15 protein-coding genes are annotated in these 15,921 nt (G+C 54.2%); 11 read left to right on the forward strand and 4 right to left on the reverse strand.

Annotation, left to right across the window (positions count from 1 at the left end):
- Nucleotides 1-170 precede the first annotated feature (170 nt).
- A complete protein-coding gene (gene nudK, locus AC6HVW_RS01490; RefSeq protein WP_059201464.1) occupies nt 171-746 on the forward strand; it encodes a GDP-mannose pyrophosphatase NudK in 576 nt (191 codons plus the stop codon).
- 375 nt (nt 747-1,121) lie between these two features.
- On the opposite strand, the gene tal is transcribed toward nudK, so the two are convergent.
- Nucleotides 1,122-2,072, reverse strand: a complete 951-nt coding sequence (gene tal / locus AC6HVW_RS01495; protein WP_024484505.1) for a transaldolase — start codon at nt 2,070-2,072, stop codon at nt 1,122-1,124.
- Nucleotides 2,073-2,253: 181 nt separating this feature from the next.
- The gene (gene rpiB, locus AC6HVW_RS01500) at nt 2,254-2,712 is read right to left on the reverse strand and encodes a ribose 5-phosphate isomerase B (RefSeq protein ID WP_071683832.1); all 459 of its coding nucleotides are present in this window, start codon (nt 2,710-2,712) and stop codon (nt 2,254-2,256) included.
- Nucleotides 2,713-3,032: 320 nt separating this feature from the next.
- Between rpiB and AC6HVW_RS01505 the strand changes: the two genes are divergently transcribed.
- The 9 genes from AC6HVW_RS01505 to maeB all read left to right on the forward strand — a co-directional run bounded on the left by AC6HVW_RS01505 (nt 3,033) and on the right by maeB (nt 12,473).
- Nucleotides 3,033-4,145 (forward strand): MDR/zinc-dependent alcohol dehydrogenase-like family protein, encoded by a 1,113-nt coding sequence (locus tag AC6HVW_RS01505; protein ID WP_021178720.1) that lies wholly within the window; start codon nt 3,033-3,035, stop codon nt 4,143-4,145.
- 66 nt (nt 4,146-4,211) lie between these two features.
- Nucleotides 4,212-5,471, forward strand: a complete 1,260-nt coding sequence (locus tag AC6HVW_RS01510; protein WP_186486549.1) for an MFS transporter — start codon at nt 4,212-4,214, stop codon at nt 5,469-5,471.
- A gap of 23 nt (nt 5,472-5,494) precedes the next feature.
- On the forward strand, nt 5,495-6,253 hold the full coding sequence (locus AC6HVW_RS01515; RefSeq protein ID WP_071683830.1) for an SDR family oxidoreductase: 759 nt from the start codon (nt 5,495-5,497) through the stop codon (nt 6,251-6,253).
- A gap of 29 nt (nt 6,254-6,282) precedes the next feature.
- Nucleotides 6,283-7,284 carry a dihydroxyacetone kinase subunit DhaK gene (locus AC6HVW_RS01520; RefSeq protein ID WP_071684001.1) on the forward strand — a complete coding sequence of 334 codons (1,002 nt, stop codon included), beginning with the start codon at nt 6,283-6,285 and terminating at the stop codon, nt 7,282-7,284.
- Nucleotides 7,285-7,287: 3 nt separating this feature from the next.
- A complete protein-coding gene (gene dhaL / locus AC6HVW_RS01525; RefSeq protein ID WP_071683829.1) occupies nt 7,288-7,944 on the forward strand; it encodes a dihydroxyacetone kinase subunit DhaL in 657 nt (218 codons plus the stop codon).
- 99 nt (nt 7,945-8,043) lie between these two features.
- Nucleotides 8,044-9,006, forward strand: a complete 963-nt coding sequence (locus tag AC6HVW_RS01530; protein ID WP_021178715.1) for a sugar-binding transcriptional regulator — start codon at nt 8,044-8,046, stop codon at nt 9,004-9,006.
- Between the two features lie 279 nt (nt 9,007-9,285).
- Complete coding sequence (locus AC6HVW_RS01535; RefSeq protein ID WP_071683828.1) at nt 9,286-9,612, forward strand: phage holin, lambda family; 327 nt, start codon at nt 9,286-9,288, stop codon at nt 9,610-9,612.
- Nucleotides 9,602-10,003, forward strand: coding sequence for an L-Ala D-Glu endopeptidase ChiX (gene chiX, locus AC6HVW_RS01540; protein ID WP_071683827.1), 402 nt, complete (start codon nt 9,602-9,604; stop codon nt 10,001-10,003). Before AC6HVW_RS01535 ends, chiX begins: the two co-directional genes overlap by 11 nt.
- Before the next feature lie 190 nt (nt 10,004-10,193).
- On the forward strand, nt 10,194-12,473 hold the full coding sequence (gene maeB, locus AC6HVW_RS01545) for an NADP-dependent oxaloacetate-decarboxylating malate dehydrogenase (protein WP_021807083.1): 2,280 nt from the start codon (nt 10,194-10,196) through the stop codon (nt 12,471-12,473).
- A gap of 44 nt (nt 12,474-12,517) precedes the next feature.
- Here the strand turns inward: maeB and mmuM are convergent, their stop codons facing one another.
- Together mmuM and mmuP are read right to left on the reverse strand one after the other, a co-directional pair.
- Nucleotides 12,518-13,456 carry a homocysteine S-methyltransferase gene (mmuM, locus tag AC6HVW_RS01550; protein ID WP_071683826.1) on the reverse strand — a complete coding sequence of 313 codons (939 nt, stop codon included), beginning with the start codon at nt 13,454-13,456 and terminating at the stop codon, nt 12,518-12,520.
- The gene (gene mmuP / locus AC6HVW_RS01555) at nt 13,446-14,855 is read right to left on the reverse strand and encodes an S-methylmethionine permease (protein ID WP_021807081.1); all 1,410 of its coding nucleotides are present in this window, start codon (nt 14,853-14,855) and stop codon (nt 13,446-13,448) included. The genes mmuM and mmuP overlap by 11 nt, the downstream gene beginning before the upstream one ends.
- A gap of 183 nt (nt 14,856-15,038) precedes the next feature.
- On the opposite strand from mmuP, the gene AC6HVW_RS01560 reads away from it, so the two are divergent.
- Nucleotides 15,039-15,878, forward strand: coding sequence for a ChaN family lipoprotein (locus AC6HVW_RS01560; RefSeq protein ID WP_186486550.1), 840 nt, complete (start codon nt 15,039-15,041; stop codon nt 15,876-15,878).
- Nucleotides 15,879-15,921: the final 43 nt, after the last annotated feature.

The raw sequence follows: 15,921 nt of genomic DNA on the forward strand, positions 1-15,921 counted from the left end.
ATTTCAGCTGTGTGGCATTGGCTAGCCACTGTAATATCATCTCGCTGAAATTTTAGTCGCCCCAAGCCCCCATTTCTGTTTAGCCTGCGGTTTTTTGTTGCAAATCCGCCGTGGCTGCGCTTTGCTAGTGGCCAAAGGTTGTGGTGCGTTGGCTTACGGAAGAAGGGAATATGTCGTCAAAAATTGAAAATATCAGAAAGCAGCTGTTATCGGACAACTGGTACGTATTGAATAAATACACCTTTGAGTTAAAACGTAAAAATGGCGGAACCATCGAACAGGTGCGCGAGGTCTATGACCGCGGTAACGGGGCGACCATTTTGCTGTATAACCGCGCCAAGGGTACCGTGGTGCTGACCAACCAGTTCCGCATGCCGACCTACGTCAACGGCAATGCCACAGGCATGTTGTTGGAAGCCTGTGCCGGGCTGCTGGATGACGATCAGCCCGAACAGTGCGCCCGCCGTGAAGCGGTAGAAGAAACCGGTTTTCAGGTTTCGAAGGTGCAAAAGATCTTTGAGGCCTACATGTCACCGGGGGGCGTGACGGAAATACTCCACTTCTTTATTGCCGAGTACCAGGATGATGAACGCCAAACCAGCGGTGGCGGCATTGAGGATGAAGATATTGAAGTGGTGGAATTGCCCTTTGATGATGCAATCGCAATGATCGCCGACGGCCGCATCAAGGATGGTAAAACCATCATGCTGTTGCAGTATTTGCAGATCCACCGGGTGATGGAGTAGTTTCCCTCACCCCAACCCTCTCCCACAGGGAGAGGGAGCTGTTAGCCCCTACTCGTTTGAAAATAAAGAAGTCATTTTAGCTAGCGTGATCGTCCTTAGCCAAAGTGAGTCACTACATTTAAAACACACTCGATCGGTCCTGAAAATAAAGCAGTCATTTTAGCTAGCGTGATCGTCCTTAGCCAAAGTGAGTCACTGCATTTAAAACACACTCGATCGGTCCTGAAAATAAAGCAGTCATTTTAGCTAGCGTGATCGTCCTTAGCCAAAGTGAGTCACTATCTTTAAAACACACTCGATCGGTCCCCTCTCCCTGTGGGAGAGGGTTAGGGTGAGGGGCAATTGCTTTGCCGATCTCACTTTTCTATCATCGTCTTACAGCTGTGCGATCAGCATGTCTTCCAGCTTCTGCTGGTCGACGGCGAACAGGCGAATGCCTTCGGCCAACTTCTCAACCGCCATGGCATCCTGGTTATGCAGCCAGCGGAACTCCGCCTCGGCCAGTGGTGCTGGCTGATAAAACCCTTCGGTAGACGGCGTCAGTTTACGTTCGATAGGCTGATTGCTCTGTTTCAACTCTTCCAGCAGGTTTGGCGCAATGGTCAAACGGTCACAACCCGCCAACGCCAGGATCTGCTCAACCTTACGGAAGCTGGCGCCCATGATCACGGTCTGATAGCGGTGCTGTTTATAGTATTCATAAATGGTACGAACGGACTTCACGCCCGGATCCTGCTCGGCATCGTAATCGGTCATCGGCTGTCTGGCCTGATACCAGTCGTAGATACGGCCAACGAACGGCGAAATCAGATAGACACCGGCTTCGGCACAGGCACGGGCCTGAGCAAAGGAGAACAGTAGCGTCAGGTTGGTGTTAATGCCTTCTTTTTCCAGCTCTTCGGCCGCCTTGATCCCTTCCCAGGTGGCTGCCAGCTTGATCAGAATGCGGGATTTATCGATGCCCTGGTTTTGATACATGCCGATCAGCTTGCGTGCTTTGGCCACGCACATACCGCGATCGAAGGATAGACGGGCATCCACCTCGGTGGAGATTCGCCCTGGTACGCTTTTTAGAATTTCGACCCCAATATTCACCGCCAGTCGGTCACTGGCGTTAATCAGCTGGGTTTCTTTGCTACCGCCTTGCTGGCGGGCGTACTCCAGCGCTTCGGTGATCAGCGACTTATACTGCGGCAGCGCCGCGGCCTTGAGGATCAACGAAGGGTTGGTAGTGGCATCCTGTGGTTCGAACTGGCGGATGGATTCGATATCACCGCTGTCGGCAACAACCACGGTCAACTGTTTGAGTGCGTCTAACTGGTTCATTTATAAGCTCCTTGCCCAAAGTCATAACAGTAAATGAGAACGTATTTCATTATGGTTAACACCATGCATCATATGGCTGATGAATGAAATACGCTTTTTCTGATTGTTGCGATGGATAGAAACAATGGGGGCAGAAATACCACATGGGCCCCCCAAGCCGTGACTCTCTGTCGACGTTGGTTCAGCGTTGGCCAACAACCTGTTCGTAATAGCCGATCCTTGCCACCTTAGGCGCCGATCCCCCTCCTTCAAATTCAGAGCTCAACCAGGCTTCGACGATCGATTTTGCCAGTTCCGGGCCAATGACGCGTGCGCCAAGCGTGATGATTTGTGCATCGTTGCTTTTACGTGCGCGCTGTGCCGAATAGGTATCATGGCACTGTGCTGCGCGGATCCCCGGAACCTTATTGGCCACAATGCTCATGCCAATACCTGTGCCACACAGCAAAATGCCACGTTGGTGTTTCCCATCCTTAATGCCCTGCGCCACCTGAAAGGCGATATCGGGATAACCGCTGGGGGGCGTATCGCTTCCCGGTGAGTAGTCGGTAACCGGAATATCGCGCTGTTGCAGAAACGCAACGATCACATTCTTCAGTTCAATGGCGGCATCATCGGCGCCAATCGCAATAGGCTGCATAACACATCTCCTGTTGATCAAGGGTAAGGCTGACGATCCCCGGTGGCGCGTCATGGCTATTACCATAACCATGATTTATCAAATGTTCAATTGATGTTCATTTGTTTTTATTTTGGCTAAGGGATCATGGCCGATAAAGGTGATGGACATCACGAATAAATCGATTTTAAGGCCTTTTAGATGACTTTAAGGAGGCTTCTTGAGCAGGATCACAATTTCAAAGGTTGGTGGTGGGCAAACATGTTGAGAGTATGTAGTGTTTATTTGTTCTTTGTGTGTACTTATGATCATAAAAATAAACCCTACCCGAGGATAGAACTATGTGTCAGAACTGCGTAACAGCGGCAACCATGGCCGAAGGCATTCCTGAAACCATGAAAGCGGTGGTGGCTTATGCCCCGCAGGATTACCGCCTGGAGCTTGTGGAGGTACCGAAAATTGGCCCGCACGAGATCCTGGTGAAAGTTGAAGCCTGCGGCATCTGCGCCGGTGATGTTAAAGCGTTTGAAGGAGCGGCCAGCTTTTGGGGAGATGAAAAACAGCCGGCTTACATCAAAGCGCCGATGATCCCAGGCCACGAATTTATCGGCCACGTGGTGGGCTATGGTGAGGGCGTTGAAGGATTCAAGTTGGGCGATCGGGTGATTTCAGAACAGATCGTTCCCTGCTGGCAATGCCGTTTCTGTAACCGTGGCCAGTATTGGATGTGTGAGAAACACGATCTGTACGGCTTCCAGAAAAACGTTAATGGCGGTATGGCGGAATACATGAAGTTCACCAAAGAGGCCATCAACTATCACGTTCCTGCGGATATGCCGATCGAAGACGCCATTCTGATCGAACCCTATGCCTGTTCTTTCCATGCGGTACAGCGCGCCAACATCAAGCTGGGGGACGTGGTGGTGCTGGCCGGGGCCGGAACGCTGGGCTTGGGGATGATCGGTGCGATTAAAAAATCCGGTCCATCGAAGCTGGTAGTGCTCGACCTGTCAGACGAACGCCTGGCGCTGGCGAAAGAATTTGGTGCTGACGTTGTGCTGAACCCACTGCGCGATGATGTGATGACGATCGTTAAGGACATGACCGAAGGTTACGGCTGCGATATCTACATTGAAGCCACCGGCGCGCAGCAATCTGTCGAACAGGGGCTGATGCTGATCCGCAAATTGGGTACCTTTGTCGAGTTCTCGGTGTTTAAAGATCCGGTGACCGTCGATTGGAGCATTATCAGCGATCGTAAGGAGTTGGATGTGCTGGGATCGCACCTGGGCCCTTATTGTTATCCGTTGGTGATTGAAGGGATACGCAATGGCGATCTGCCCACCAAAGGTGTCGTCACCCAAACGTTGCCGCTCGAGCAGTTTGCTGAAGGCTTCGCCATGATGAAACGGGGCATCGGCTCAATCAAAGTGGTGCTCAACCCAAATCTGTAATGCCTGCATCATTCTTCGGGTGCGGGCTAGCCTGCACCTCCACAATTCAATGTGCTGGGGTGTTTTATGCTGAATGGACTGATTCATCGCATTGGTCTGTCACCAAAATTAATGCTCGGTTATGCCGGTGTGTTGGTCTTTATGATGGGGGAAGGGCTGGAACAAGGCTGGCTTTCACCCTATTTGATCGGCAAAGGCTTAACCATTCAGGAATCTGCGCTGCTGTTTAGCGTTTACGGTTTTGCTGCGGCAATCTCTGCCTGGTTTTCCGGCGTTTTGGCAGAAATCTTTACCGCTCGCCGCGTCATGCTGGCTGGATTGTTGCTGTTCTTGCTGGGCTCGGTGTGTTTTCTGGTGTGGGGATTACCCAGTAATAACCTGTCGGTGATGATACCGACCTATGCGCTGCGTGGGCTGGGCTACCCCCTGTTTGCCTATGGTTTTCTGGTGTGGGTCGCCTATGAGGCTCCGCCGGAAAGGCTGGGTTCCGCCGTGGGGATTTTCTGGTTTGTCTACAGCGGTGGGTTGAGCGTACTGGGCGTGCTCTACTCCAGCATCATGTTGCCGTACCTGGGGGAAATCCAAACCTTATGGAGCGCATTAATCTTTGTGGTACTCGGGGCGATGATCGCCCTGATGCTTAACCGTACCCCTGGCCATAGCGACGTGGGGGACAGGCAAAAAGCCTCCCTCAGCTATGTGCTAAAGGGGATCACCATTGCGTTTGAGAACCCGAAAATCGGCCTGGGTGGCATTGTCCGCACCATCAATACCTCTGCGGCGTATGGCTTCGTGGTGTTTATGCCGATGTACATGATGGATATCGGGTTTAGCCGCACTGACTGGCTACAGATGTATGCGGCACTGTGGACGGTGAACATTATCTTCAACCTGATCTTTGGGGTGATCAGCGACGGCTTGGGCTGGCGTAACGTCGTCATGTGGTTCGGTTGCGTCGGCTGCGCTATCACCACGCTGATGTTCTATTACGTGCCTTACTTCCTCGGTCCCAATTATCTGCTGACCGTCGTGGCCGCCGGGCTATTCGGTGCTTGCCTGGCGGCCTTCGTGCCTCTTTCAGCCATTATGCCAACGTTGGCCCCGGAGAATAAAGGTGCCGCCATGTCGATCCTGAATCTTGGCGCGGGGTTGAGCACTTTCGTTGGCCCGGCAGTGGTAGGGTTATTTATCGGCAGCTTGGGGAGCGGCGGGGTGATTTGGATTTTCACCGGCCTGTATTTGTTCAGCGGCGTCTTGATGAAATATGTCACCTTGCCTAAAGCCGTGCCTGCCGCCGTGGAAGAAAATCATCACAGCTTGGCGTAACTAACCGTTTGAGGGAGTTTTCTATGATTACTGGTCAAAGCAAGGGAGCCTTGCAAGGGAAAGTGGCGTTGATAACCGGCGGCGCGGCGGGAATAGGTCTGGCTATTGCCAAATGCTATCTGCAAAACGGCGCGCAGGTCGTACTGTTGGATCGTGCTCCACAGGTGGTGCAGATTGCCCAGCAGCTGGATCAGCGACAGGCGTTAGGCATCGTGATGGACGTCACCGACAAAGCCTCTGTAGAACAGGCGGTTGCGCAGGCCAATGCCCATTTCGGGCGGCTGGATGTGCTGGTCAATAGCGCTGGGATCGTCGCGCTGTATCCGGCGGAAGAACTGCCCGAAGACGCTTGGGATAACACCATGGCGGTGAACCTGAAAGGGGTGTTCCTTACCAGTCAGGCCGTGGGCCACTATCTGATCCGTCAGGGCAGTGGCAGCATTATCAACCTGGCCTCGCAGGCTGGCGTGGTCGCCTTGCCCAATCATCTGGCTTACTGCGCCAGCAAAGCCGGCGTAATTGGCTTGACCCAGGTTCTGGCGCTGGAATGGGGGCCGCATAACGTGCGGGTAAACGCCATTTCGCCCACGGTGGTGCTGACCGAGTTGGGGCGCAAAGCATGGTCTGGCGAGGTTGCGGAACAAATGAAGCAGAAAATTCCCCTGAGGCGCTTTGCCGAACCCGAGGATATTGCCGCCAGCGCGCTGTTCCTGGCGAGCGATGCGGCCAGCATGATCACCGGCAGCAATCTGGTGGTTGACGGCGGTTACACCATTCAATAACTCGATACTCAGGCAAAAGAGAGGCCATGATGAACAGAATCATTAACGATCCCGATCACGTCGTGGAAGATGCCATTCAGGGCTATCTGAAGGCTCATCCGGAATATTTCACCGCGACCGATAATGCACGAGTGCTCAAATACCCTGCTGCGCCGATCAAAGGCAAGGTGGGTATTGTTACCGGTGGGGGCTCGGGGCATGAGCCTGCGTTTCTGGGCTATGTTGGCAAGAACATGCTCGATGCTGTGGCCATCGGTGAGATTTTCTCTTCGCCAACGGCGGGGGCATTTCTGGATGCGTTCAAGGCCGCGGACAGCGGGGCGGGGGTCGCCTGCCTGTATGGCAACTATGCTGGCGATAATATGAACGTCAAAATGGCGATGAAGAAGGCCAGCGCCGCCGGTATCACGGTAAAAACCTTGGTGGCAAATGATGATGTTGCCTCTGCGCCCGCCAGTGAAATTGAAAAACGCCGTGGCGTTGCCGGTGAGATTCTGATGTGGAAAATCGGGGCCGCTGCCGCAGCGCTGGGTTACGATCTTGACGGGGTGATCGCTGCTGCGCAAAAGGCGATTGGCAATTGTCGCTCGATCGGCGTCGGGCTCAGTTCTTGCACCATCCCGGCGGTAGGTAAGCCCAACTTCCATATCGCCGATGGCCACATGGAGATCGGGATTGGGCATCACGGTGAGCCTGGGATTGAGGTATCACCGATCCAGTCGGCGTCCGCGATGGCTGGCACCATGCTCGACTTTGTGCTCAATGATATGCCGTTGAACAAGGGGCAGGAAGTCGCCCTGTTGATTTCCGGCCTGGGGGCCACGCCGGTGATGGAACTCTACATCTATTATGCCGAGATTGAAAAGCGGCTGACGGAGCGTGGCATCAAGGTTCACCGCCGTTATGTGGGTAACTATTTTACCTCGCTGGAAATGATGGGGGTGACGTTAACCTTGATGAAGCTCGACGACCAATTGAAAACGTTGCTCGATATGCCCGCTCATTCATTGGGCCTAACTCAGGTGGAGTGAATCATGACCACACAAATTTCGACGCAGTATGGTAATGAGATCGTCGCGGCGCTGATTGGCGTGATTGTCAGCAATCGCGAGTATCTCAGTGAAATAGATGGTGCGATTGGCGACGGCGATCACGGCATTAATATGTCAAAAGGCTTCACCTTATGTGGTGAGGCCATCAAGGGCCAAAAACTGACGTTGGCGCAGGCTTTTGACGCGGTAGCGGACGCGCTGATGGAAGGGATTGGTGGCTCGATGGGGCCGCTGTATGGCAGCCTGTTCATGGGCATGGCTGACAGCGTGCGTGATAAAACGGCGCTGGATAAACAGGTTTTTTTGGCCATGTTGCGTAATGGGCTCACTGAACTGCAGGATATCAGCAGCGCTGGCGTAGGCGACAAGTGCCTGATGGATACGCTGATCCCTGCGATCGAAGGGTTTGAGCAGGCGGTTCGGCGCGGCGATAGCTTCAGTGAGTCGCTGGATCAGTTGAAACGGGCTGCCGTTACCGGGCGTGATTCAACCCGCGATCTGGTTGCCAAGATTGGCCGCGCGAGCCGATTGGGGGAACGTTCGCGCGGCGTGCTGGATGCCGGTGCGGTATCCTGTTGTCTACTTTTATGCCAACTGGCTGATGCGGTAGAACAACGCTTGAATACCGTTGCCGCCTGAACAGGTTATACTAGCGGGCAATGCGATAAGATGGGTTCGGTATGCTGGATCCATCTTCTATTGAAAAAGACCAATCTGCCGTGGGGAAACGTGTAACGGATGGAAAAAAAAACAGGATCCCAGGATAACGAACTGCTGACTGAAATTGCCGTGGCGTATTATCAGGACGAAATCACTCAGGAGGAGATTGCAAAAAAGTTCGGTATTTCGCGGATTAAGGTCGGGCGTTTACTCAAGCGGGCCAAAGAAGAAGGCATTGTTGAGATCACCGTCCGCTATCATCCGGTATTCAGTACCCGGCTGGAGCAGCAAATGCTGGAGCGTTTCTCCCTCAGCCGTGCATTAATCGCGCTGGATCATCAGGATGAGGAAGAACAGCGGCGTCAGGTAGCAGCATTGGTTTCCGGTTATCTGGCCATGTCCCTGAAAGACGATATGGTGCTGGCGGTTGGCCAGGGGCGTAACGTGGCCGCGATCGCCGACCATGTGGGTAGCGTGGCCCCCAAAAATTGTAAGTTTATCTGTGGCATTGGGGGAACGCATCGCCCCGGTGACGCCATCAATGCTGACCACATCAGCCGCCGTCTGGCGAAGAAGTTTGGTGGTAGTAGCGAGACGCTGTATGCCCCGGCGTATGTTGAAAACCGGGCGTTGAAAGAGGCGTTTATGCAAAACGGCACCATCAAGGAAACCCTGGATCGGGCGCGCAAGGCCGATGTGGCCCTTGTGGGCATAGGTGATATGAACGAAAACAGCTATATGGTCAAGCTGGGCTGGTTTACTCCGCACGAGATTATTGATGCCAGCCTGAATCAGGGAGTGATCGGTGATATCGCCGGTTATGACTTTTTCAATGCGCAGGGGATGCATGTGGATACGGTGATGAACGATCGCGTCATTGGCCTGAGTATTGATGAGCTGCGGAAAATCCCTTGTGTGATCGCCATTGCCTCTGAGAATACCAAAGCGTTGGCTATTCTGGGCGCGCTGCGTACCGGGGCGATCGATATCATCGCGACCAGTGCCCTCAACATCCGCACCATTCTTAATATGTCACAGTAATCGCTGTGGTAAAAAGGGTTTAACTGCGTCAGGTTAAACCCTTTGCGATTTCCCCTTCTTGGTAAAATTCACCTCCGGCACTTGTCCGGTGAGCGCTCTAACAACGCAAAGCAAACGACAGCGCTGAGGTTGTCGGTATAATTATCCTTCTGAATTGTCCAATTATTAAAGAGCGATAGCATTTGATGTTATTCCAGTCATGCGGTTGGATAGTTCGCGTCGCCTAATTTTATTGAGCGTTTGAAAAGCTCATGCGGCTAATAATAACCAGGAGGAGCCATGTCCAGCTTTGAGCCAGACGCTGTGGGCGCAATCATTCAGCGAGTCTGTGAATATCTGCAACCGATCTTTAATGCCCTTTTAGCGGGCACTATGGCGTTATTGAAAGGCGCCTATCTGAATATGCCATCACGCCGCCGGTTATTAAATGCCGGTATTTGTGCCTTGTTGGCATTAACCATTCGCGATCTGTTATCGCTGATGGGGTTGGAGTTGGCATGGGCTAATACCATCAGCGTATTAATTGGTTTTCTCGGTGCGGATTACCTTGGCGATTTAATTAAACGATTTATTGGCAAAAAAACAGGGTTTAACAATGATAAGTGAAAACACGGAAATTAAATTCAACGCGCGCAGTGAGAAAAACCTGCTGGGGGTGCATCCCGATCTGGTGCGGGTGATGCGTTTGGCGCTGCGTTATTCGCTGGTGCCGTTCACCATCACCGAAGGATTGCGCTCTATGGCCCGCCAGCGGGATTTGCTGCGTGAGGGGAAAAGCCAAACGCTGAGAAGCCGCCATCTTACCGGGCATGCGGTTGACGTCGTGGCGATGCCTTTGGGGGCGGTGTCCTGGGAATGGGATTACTATGCCCAGATCGCGTCAGCGGTGCGGCGTGCCGGGTTGGAGTGCGGTGTTGATGTCGAGTGGGGCGGGGGATGGAAAACGCTGAAAGATGGGCCACATTTCCAATTACCGTTCAAGGATTATCCGGCTTGAGCGGTCAACGGCGACATCTGAGCTGATCAAAACTGCTGCTTTTCTGTTCGTTTAACTTCCTTTTAACTTTTATTTACGAATTTTACCCAAGGTTATGGCACGCTTCAAAGTTTGTGACGATTCTCTCACTATACTGGTTCAGCGATAAAGCCTTACCTCAACATAAAAGAAGAAAGCAAAGGAACCCATAATGGACGAACAGCTCAAACAGAGTGCCCTTGATTTCCATCAGTTTCCGGTCCCAGGGAAGATCCAGGTATCGCCGACTAAACCGCTAGCTACACAGCGCGATCTGGCCTTGGCCTATTCGCCGGGCGTGGCTGCTCCCTGCCTGGAAATTGCCGCCGACCCGCTAGCCGCTTATAAATATACCGCCAAGGGTAACCTGGTGGCGGTGATCTCCAACGGCACCGCAGTGCTGGGGTTGGGGAATATCGGCGCGCTAGCCGGTAAGCCGGTCATGGAAGGTAAAGGGGTTCTGTTTAAGAAGTTTTCCGGTATTGACGTGTTCGATATCGAAGTCGATGAACTCGATCCTGACAAGCTGATTGACGTGATCGCCGCGCTGGAACCGACCTTCGGCGGTATTAACCTGGAAGATATCAAAGCGCCCGAGTGCTTCTATATTGAGAAGAAACTGCGTGAGCGCATGAAGATCCCGGTGTTCCATGACGATCAGCACGGCACGGCGATTATTACCACCGCTGCGGTGCTCAACGGCCTGCGGGTGGTGAAGAAAAACATCTCCGACGTACGCCTGGTGGTATCGGGAGCCGGTGCGGCCTCCATTGCCTGTTTGAACCTGCTGGTCGCGTTGGGTCTGAGCAAGCAGAATATCACCGTTTGCGACTCCAAAGGCGTGATCTATCAGGGCCGCGATGCCAAGATGGAAGAAACCAAGGCGGCGTATGCCATTGCGGATAACGGCCAGCGTACGCTAGGGGATGCCATTCCCAATGCCGATATTTTCCTGGGCTGCTCCGGCCCTGGCGTGCTGACGCAGGACATGGTGAAAACCATGGCCAGAGATCCGCTGATCATGGCGCTGGCTAACCCGGAACCGGAAATTCTGCCGCCGTTGGCGAAAGCGGTGCGCCCAGATGCGATCATCTGTACCGGCCGCTCTGATTACCCCAACCAGGTGAACAACGTGCTGTGCTTCCCGTTCATCTTCCGTGGCGCGCTGGATGTGGGGGCCACGACCATCAATGAAGAGATGAAGCTGGCCTGCGTGCACGCCATTGCCGATCTGGCGCTGGCAGAGCAGAGCGACGTGGTGGCTTCGGCGTATGGCGATCAGGACCTTTCCTTTGGCCCGGAATACATCATTCCCAAACCGTTCGACCCACGCCTGATTGTCAAAATCGCCCCGGCGGTAGCCAAGGCAGCCATGGATTCTGGCGTGGCGATGCGCCCGATCGAAGACTTCGATGCCTACGTGGAGAAACTGACCGAGTTCGTTTACAAAACCAACCTGTTTATGAAGCCGATCTTCTCCCAGGCGAAGAAAGAAGTGAAACGCGTGGTAATGGCCGAAGGTGAAGAAGAGCGCGTCCTGCATGCTACCCAAGAGCTGGTATCGCAGGGGCTGGCTTACCCGATACTGGTGGGTCGCCCAAGCGTGATTGAAATGCGCCTGAAGAAACTTGGCCTGCAACTGACGCCGGGTAAAGACTTTGAAGTGGTGAATAACGAGTCCGATCCGCGTTTCAATGAATACTGGGGTGAGTATTACCAGATCATGAAGCGCCGTGGCGTCTCCCAGGAGCAGGCTCGCCGCGCGGTGATCGGTAACCCAACGCTGATTGCTGCCATCATGCTGCATCGTGGGGAAGCTGACGCCATGATCTGTGGCACCATCGGCAGCTACCACGAGCATTATGACGTGGTGGAAAAGGTATTCGGGTTCCGTGAAGGGGTACATGTGGCAGGGGCAATGAACGCCTTACTGCTGCCGAGCGGTAACACCTTCATCGCCGATACCTACGTCAACGATGACCCAACGCCGGAACAGCTGGCGGAAATCACCCTGATGGCGGCAGACACGGTACGGCGCTTCGGGATTGAACCGAAGGTGGCGCTGTTGTCCCACTCCAGCTTTGGTTCTTCCAACTGCCCGTCGGCGAGCAAAATGCGTAAAACGCTGGAGCTGGTCAATCAGATGGCACCAGGATTGGAGATCGACGGTGAGATGCACGGTGACGCCGCGCTGGTGGAAAGTATCCGCCACGATTTGATGCCGGACAGCCCGCTGAAAGGCTCCGCCAACATCCTGATCATGCCAAGTATGGAAGCGGCGCGGATCAGCTACAACCTGCTTCGTGTCTCCTCTTCCGAAGGGGTGACGGTAGGGCCGGTATTGATGGGCGTGTCTAAGCCGGTACATATCCTGACGCCGATCGCCTCGGTGCGCCGTATCGTCAACATGGTGGCATTGGCCGTAGTGGAAGCACAAACCCAACCGCTGTGATTGTGTGAAAGTGACCCCCTGCGGCTTCGGCCACAGGGGGTTTTTTATGCGTGGCAGCGTTCGGCAATCGCCTGAATGTCGGCAGGTGTGGTTCGGCAACAGCCGCCAATCAAGCGGGCACCGGCATGCTGCCAATCGGCCAACTGATTGATCAGATGCTGCTGGTGGTTACCGCAACTGTGCCAGGTTTTGCTCACCGCGTCGTAGTGTTCGCCGGAGTTTGGGTAAACCAGTAACGGTTTATCACTCAGGGCGGCAAGTTGCTGTAACGCCGGGGTAACGTTTTCCAACGCGATACAATTGACGCCTACTGCCAGCACCTGCGGGTTATCGTTAAGCTCAGCCATGACGACGGCCAGTGGCGTTCCATCGCTGAGATGCTGGCTATCGCGCAGAGTGAAAGAGAACCATCCACCCAGCGCTGGGAATTCCGCCAGCAGCGCCAGCAGGGCCTTTAATTCCGCGAACGAAGGCAGCGTTTCACATGCCAGCAGATCCACGCCAGCGTTGGCCAGAGCAGTGATGCGAGGGCGATGGAACGCGATCATTTCTGCTTGCGGCAGATGATAGTCGCCACGGTATTCAGAGCCGTCCGCCAGGTAGGCGCCATAGGGGCCGACCGAACCGGCCACCAGCAAAGGCAATCGTTGTGGGTGCTGGGCCAGATAATCGGCGCGCGCCTGCTGCGCCAGGTGGACGCTTTGGGCGATCAGTGCCAAGGATTGCGGCTCATCCAGGCCCCGGCGTAAAAAACCTCGGGGCGTGGCCTGATAGCTGGCGGTAATGGCGCACTGTGCTCCTGCTTTGAAGTAATCCAGATGCACCTGATAAATCAGCTCCGGGTTTTCAATCAGCACCTTTGCCGACCACAGCGGATCGGTGAGATCGCAACCTCGGGCCTCCAGCTCGGTGGCCATTGCCCCGTCCAAAATCAACGTGCGGTTATCGGCCAGCAAGGCGGCCAGAGGGTTGTTAACCGACATGTTCTTCTCCGGTGTTCAGTAGGTTTTTCTGCCCGGAACGCCGGGTCAGGTAATAGGCCAGATAGCAGATCGCCACAAACGGCAGGCCGCAATATAGCGCTACGCGTTGCTCTGGGTCGAATGCCAGGCCGATACAGGCCAATAAACACAGCGCAAAGCCGACAATAGGCGTCAGCGGATAGCCTGGTGCCCGGTATTTCAGCCCTTCAATCGGTTGACCGCTGCGCAGGTAGCGGCGGCGAAAAACGTAGTGGGCGGCACAGATGCTCAGCCAGACGGCAACGACCGCAAAGCCGGAAATGGCAGACAGTGCGACAAACACCGTATCGGGCGCGATCACGCTGGTCAACAGAGCCAGCACCCCACCGAGCATGCTGAACGTCAATGCATTCATCGGGATCCCGCGCGCATTCACCCGTGAAAAATAGGCAGGCAGGGTGCGCTGATTGGCCAGCGACCACAGCATGCGTCCCGAGGCATACAGCCCGGAGTTGGCGGCCGAGAGAATGGCGGTCAAGATCACGAAGTTAAAAATATCGGCGGCATAAGGCACACCAATGCGCTCAAAGACCAGGACAAACGGGCTTTTCACGATCCCGGCCTGCTCCATAGGGATCAACGCTGCCAGGATAAATACCGTTCCGATAAAAAATACCATCAGGCGGATCACCGTGGTGCGGATGGCCCAGGGCACCACTTTTTCCGGATTTTCGGTTTCGCCCGCCGCAATGCCGATCAGCTCAGTACCGGAGAAGGCGAAATTGACCGCTACCATGGTCATCAGGATCGGTAACGTTCCATTAGGCAGCCAACCCGATGAGGTCAGGTTACTTAGGAAGGGCGCCGGCGTGCCGTCTTTCATCGGGATCAGGCCAAACATGGCCGCACCGCCCAGCACGATGAATGCCAGAATAGTGATCACCTTGATCAGCGAGAACCAGAATTCACTTTCGGCAAAGAAGCGGGTGGTAATGACGTTGAGCAGAAAAATGGCCAGGCAGAAAATCAGGCACCACAGCCAGACCGGTGATTGTGGAAACCAGTATTGCATACAGAAACCAGCGGCTGTCAGGCTCGAACCCAACGCGACTGTCCAGGTCAGCCAGTACAGCCAGGCAACGGTATAGCCGGTAGCCGGGCCAAGATAGCGTGCCGCATAGACGTGAAATGCGCCGGTTTCCGGCATGGCGACGGCAAGTTCCCCCAGACACAGCATGACCAGATAGACCACGACGGCGCCAATCAAGTAGGCCAGCAGGGTGCCTAGTGCACCGGTCGTGGAGATGATATAGCCGGTGTTGAAAAACAGACCGGTACCGATCACGCCGCCCAGCGACAGCATCACCAAATGCCGGGCTTTCATGGTGCGTTTGAATTGCCCTTCAGCGGCAGGTTGCATAACAATCTATCCATATGGACGTCTAAATGGCTATCAGTTATACCCGTTCCATTACGCGAAATCAACGTAACTCAAAACACGGTAACGAAAAAACGGCTGTCAGCCACCAGGTGCTGCCAATTTCTATATGCAAATGATAATTATTATCTATAATGTCGCCACTTTTGTGTAAGGACAGACGACATGAAATTTCTGATAGTGTTTGCAACGCTGATGCTTACAGCCTGTAGCCAGGGGCCGGTCTCCTCCCCGAAAAGCGACATTACCACGCTAGGCAAGATTGTTGATTTACGCAGTGGCGAGACGTTGACGCCCCAACAGTTACTGACGCGCCTGGCAGAACAGCCACGGGTGATCGTGGGCGAAAAGCATGACAATCCTTATCACCACCAGATCGAACTGTGGCTGGTAGAGCAATTACCACAACAGCGGCCACAGGGCAGCGTGCTGATGGAGATGATCACACCCAGCCAGCAAGGCAAAGTGGATGAAGTAAAACAATGGCTGCAAACCGAACCGACGGTGCGTGATAGCCGCGTAGCTGAACTGACCGCCTGGCAAGCCAGTTGGAAGTGGTCACTGTATGGCGAGGTGGTAATGGCGGCGATGCGTGCACCTTATCCTCTGTTGTCTGCCAACCTCGATCGCAGCGAAATCATGGCGTTTTATCAACGGCCCGAATTCCCCAAAGGCCAGCTTTCCGTGCGGCCAGAAGTCCAGCAGGCGCTCGCTGCGACCATCCGTGATTCCCATGACGGCAAAATTGATGCGGTGCAGCTGCATGCCATGCTCGCTATTCAGCAGCAACGCGATCGACGTATGGCCGAAAGTTTACTGGCTGCTCCCACCCCGGCACTGCTGATAGTGGGCGGTTATCACGCTTCCAGAACGGTCGGTGTGCCACTGCATATCCAGGATCTGCAGCCCGGGGCCAAATTTACGGTGTTGATGCTGGCAGAGCAGGGCGTGGCCATCGATCGGCCTATGGCGGATTACCTTTGGGTCACGCCAACCGCAAAATGATTACGTCAAGATAGCGAAAAGATCTGTCATTAACATTTACAAA

The organism is Serratia sp. NCCP-200, from assembly GCF_059697885.1.

Coding starts and splice junctions, on each gene's coding strand:
- nudK (WP_059201464.1), top strand. CDS start 171: ATGTCGTCAAAAATTGAAAATATCAGAAAGCAGCTGTTATCGGACAAC.
- tal (WP_024484505.1), bottom strand. CDS start 2,072: ATGAACCAGTTAGACGCACTCAAACAGTTGACCGTGGTTGTTGCCGAC.
- rpiB (WP_071683832.1), bottom strand. CDS start 2,712: ATGCAGCCTATTGCGATTGGCGCCGATGATGCCGCCATTGAACTGAAG.
- AC6HVW_RS01505 (WP_021178720.1), top strand. CDS start 3,033: ATGTGTCAGAACTGCGTAACAGCGGCAACCATGGCCGAAGGCATTCCT.
- AC6HVW_RS01510 (WP_186486549.1), top strand. CDS start 4,212: ATGCTGAATGGACTGATTCATCGCATTGGTCTGTCACCAAAATTAATG.
- AC6HVW_RS01515 (WP_071683830.1), top strand. CDS start 5,495: ATGATTACTGGTCAAAGCAAGGGAGCCTTGCAAGGGAAAGTGGCGTTG.
- AC6HVW_RS01520 (WP_071684001.1), top strand. CDS start 6,283: ATGAACAGAATCATTAACGATCCCGATCACGTCGTGGAAGATGCCATT.
- dhaL (WP_071683829.1), top strand. CDS start 7,288: ATGACCACACAAATTTCGACGCAGTATGGTAATGAGATCGTCGCGGCG.
- AC6HVW_RS01530 (WP_021178715.1), top strand. CDS start 8,044: ATGGAAAAAAAAACAGGATCCCAGGATAACGAACTGCTGACTGAAATT.
- AC6HVW_RS01535 (WP_071683828.1), top strand. CDS start 9,286: ATGTCCAGCTTTGAGCCAGACGCTGTGGGCGCAATCATTCAGCGAGTC.
- chiX (WP_071683827.1), top strand. CDS start 9,602: ATGATAAGTGAAAACACGGAAATTAAATTCAACGCGCGCAGTGAGAAA.
- maeB (WP_021807083.1), top strand. CDS start 10,194: ATGGACGAACAGCTCAAACAGAGTGCCCTTGATTTCCATCAGTTTCCG.
- mmuM (WP_071683826.1), bottom strand. CDS start 13,456: ATGTCGGTTAACAACCCTCTGGCCGCCTTGCTGGCCGATAACCGCACG.
- mmuP (WP_021807081.1), bottom strand. CDS start 14,855: ATGCAACCTGCCGCTGAAGGGCAATTCAAACGCACCATGAAAGCCCGG.
- AC6HVW_RS01560 (WP_186486550.1), top strand. CDS start 15,039: ATGAAATTTCTGATAGTGTTTGCAACGCTGATGCTTACAGCCTGTAGC.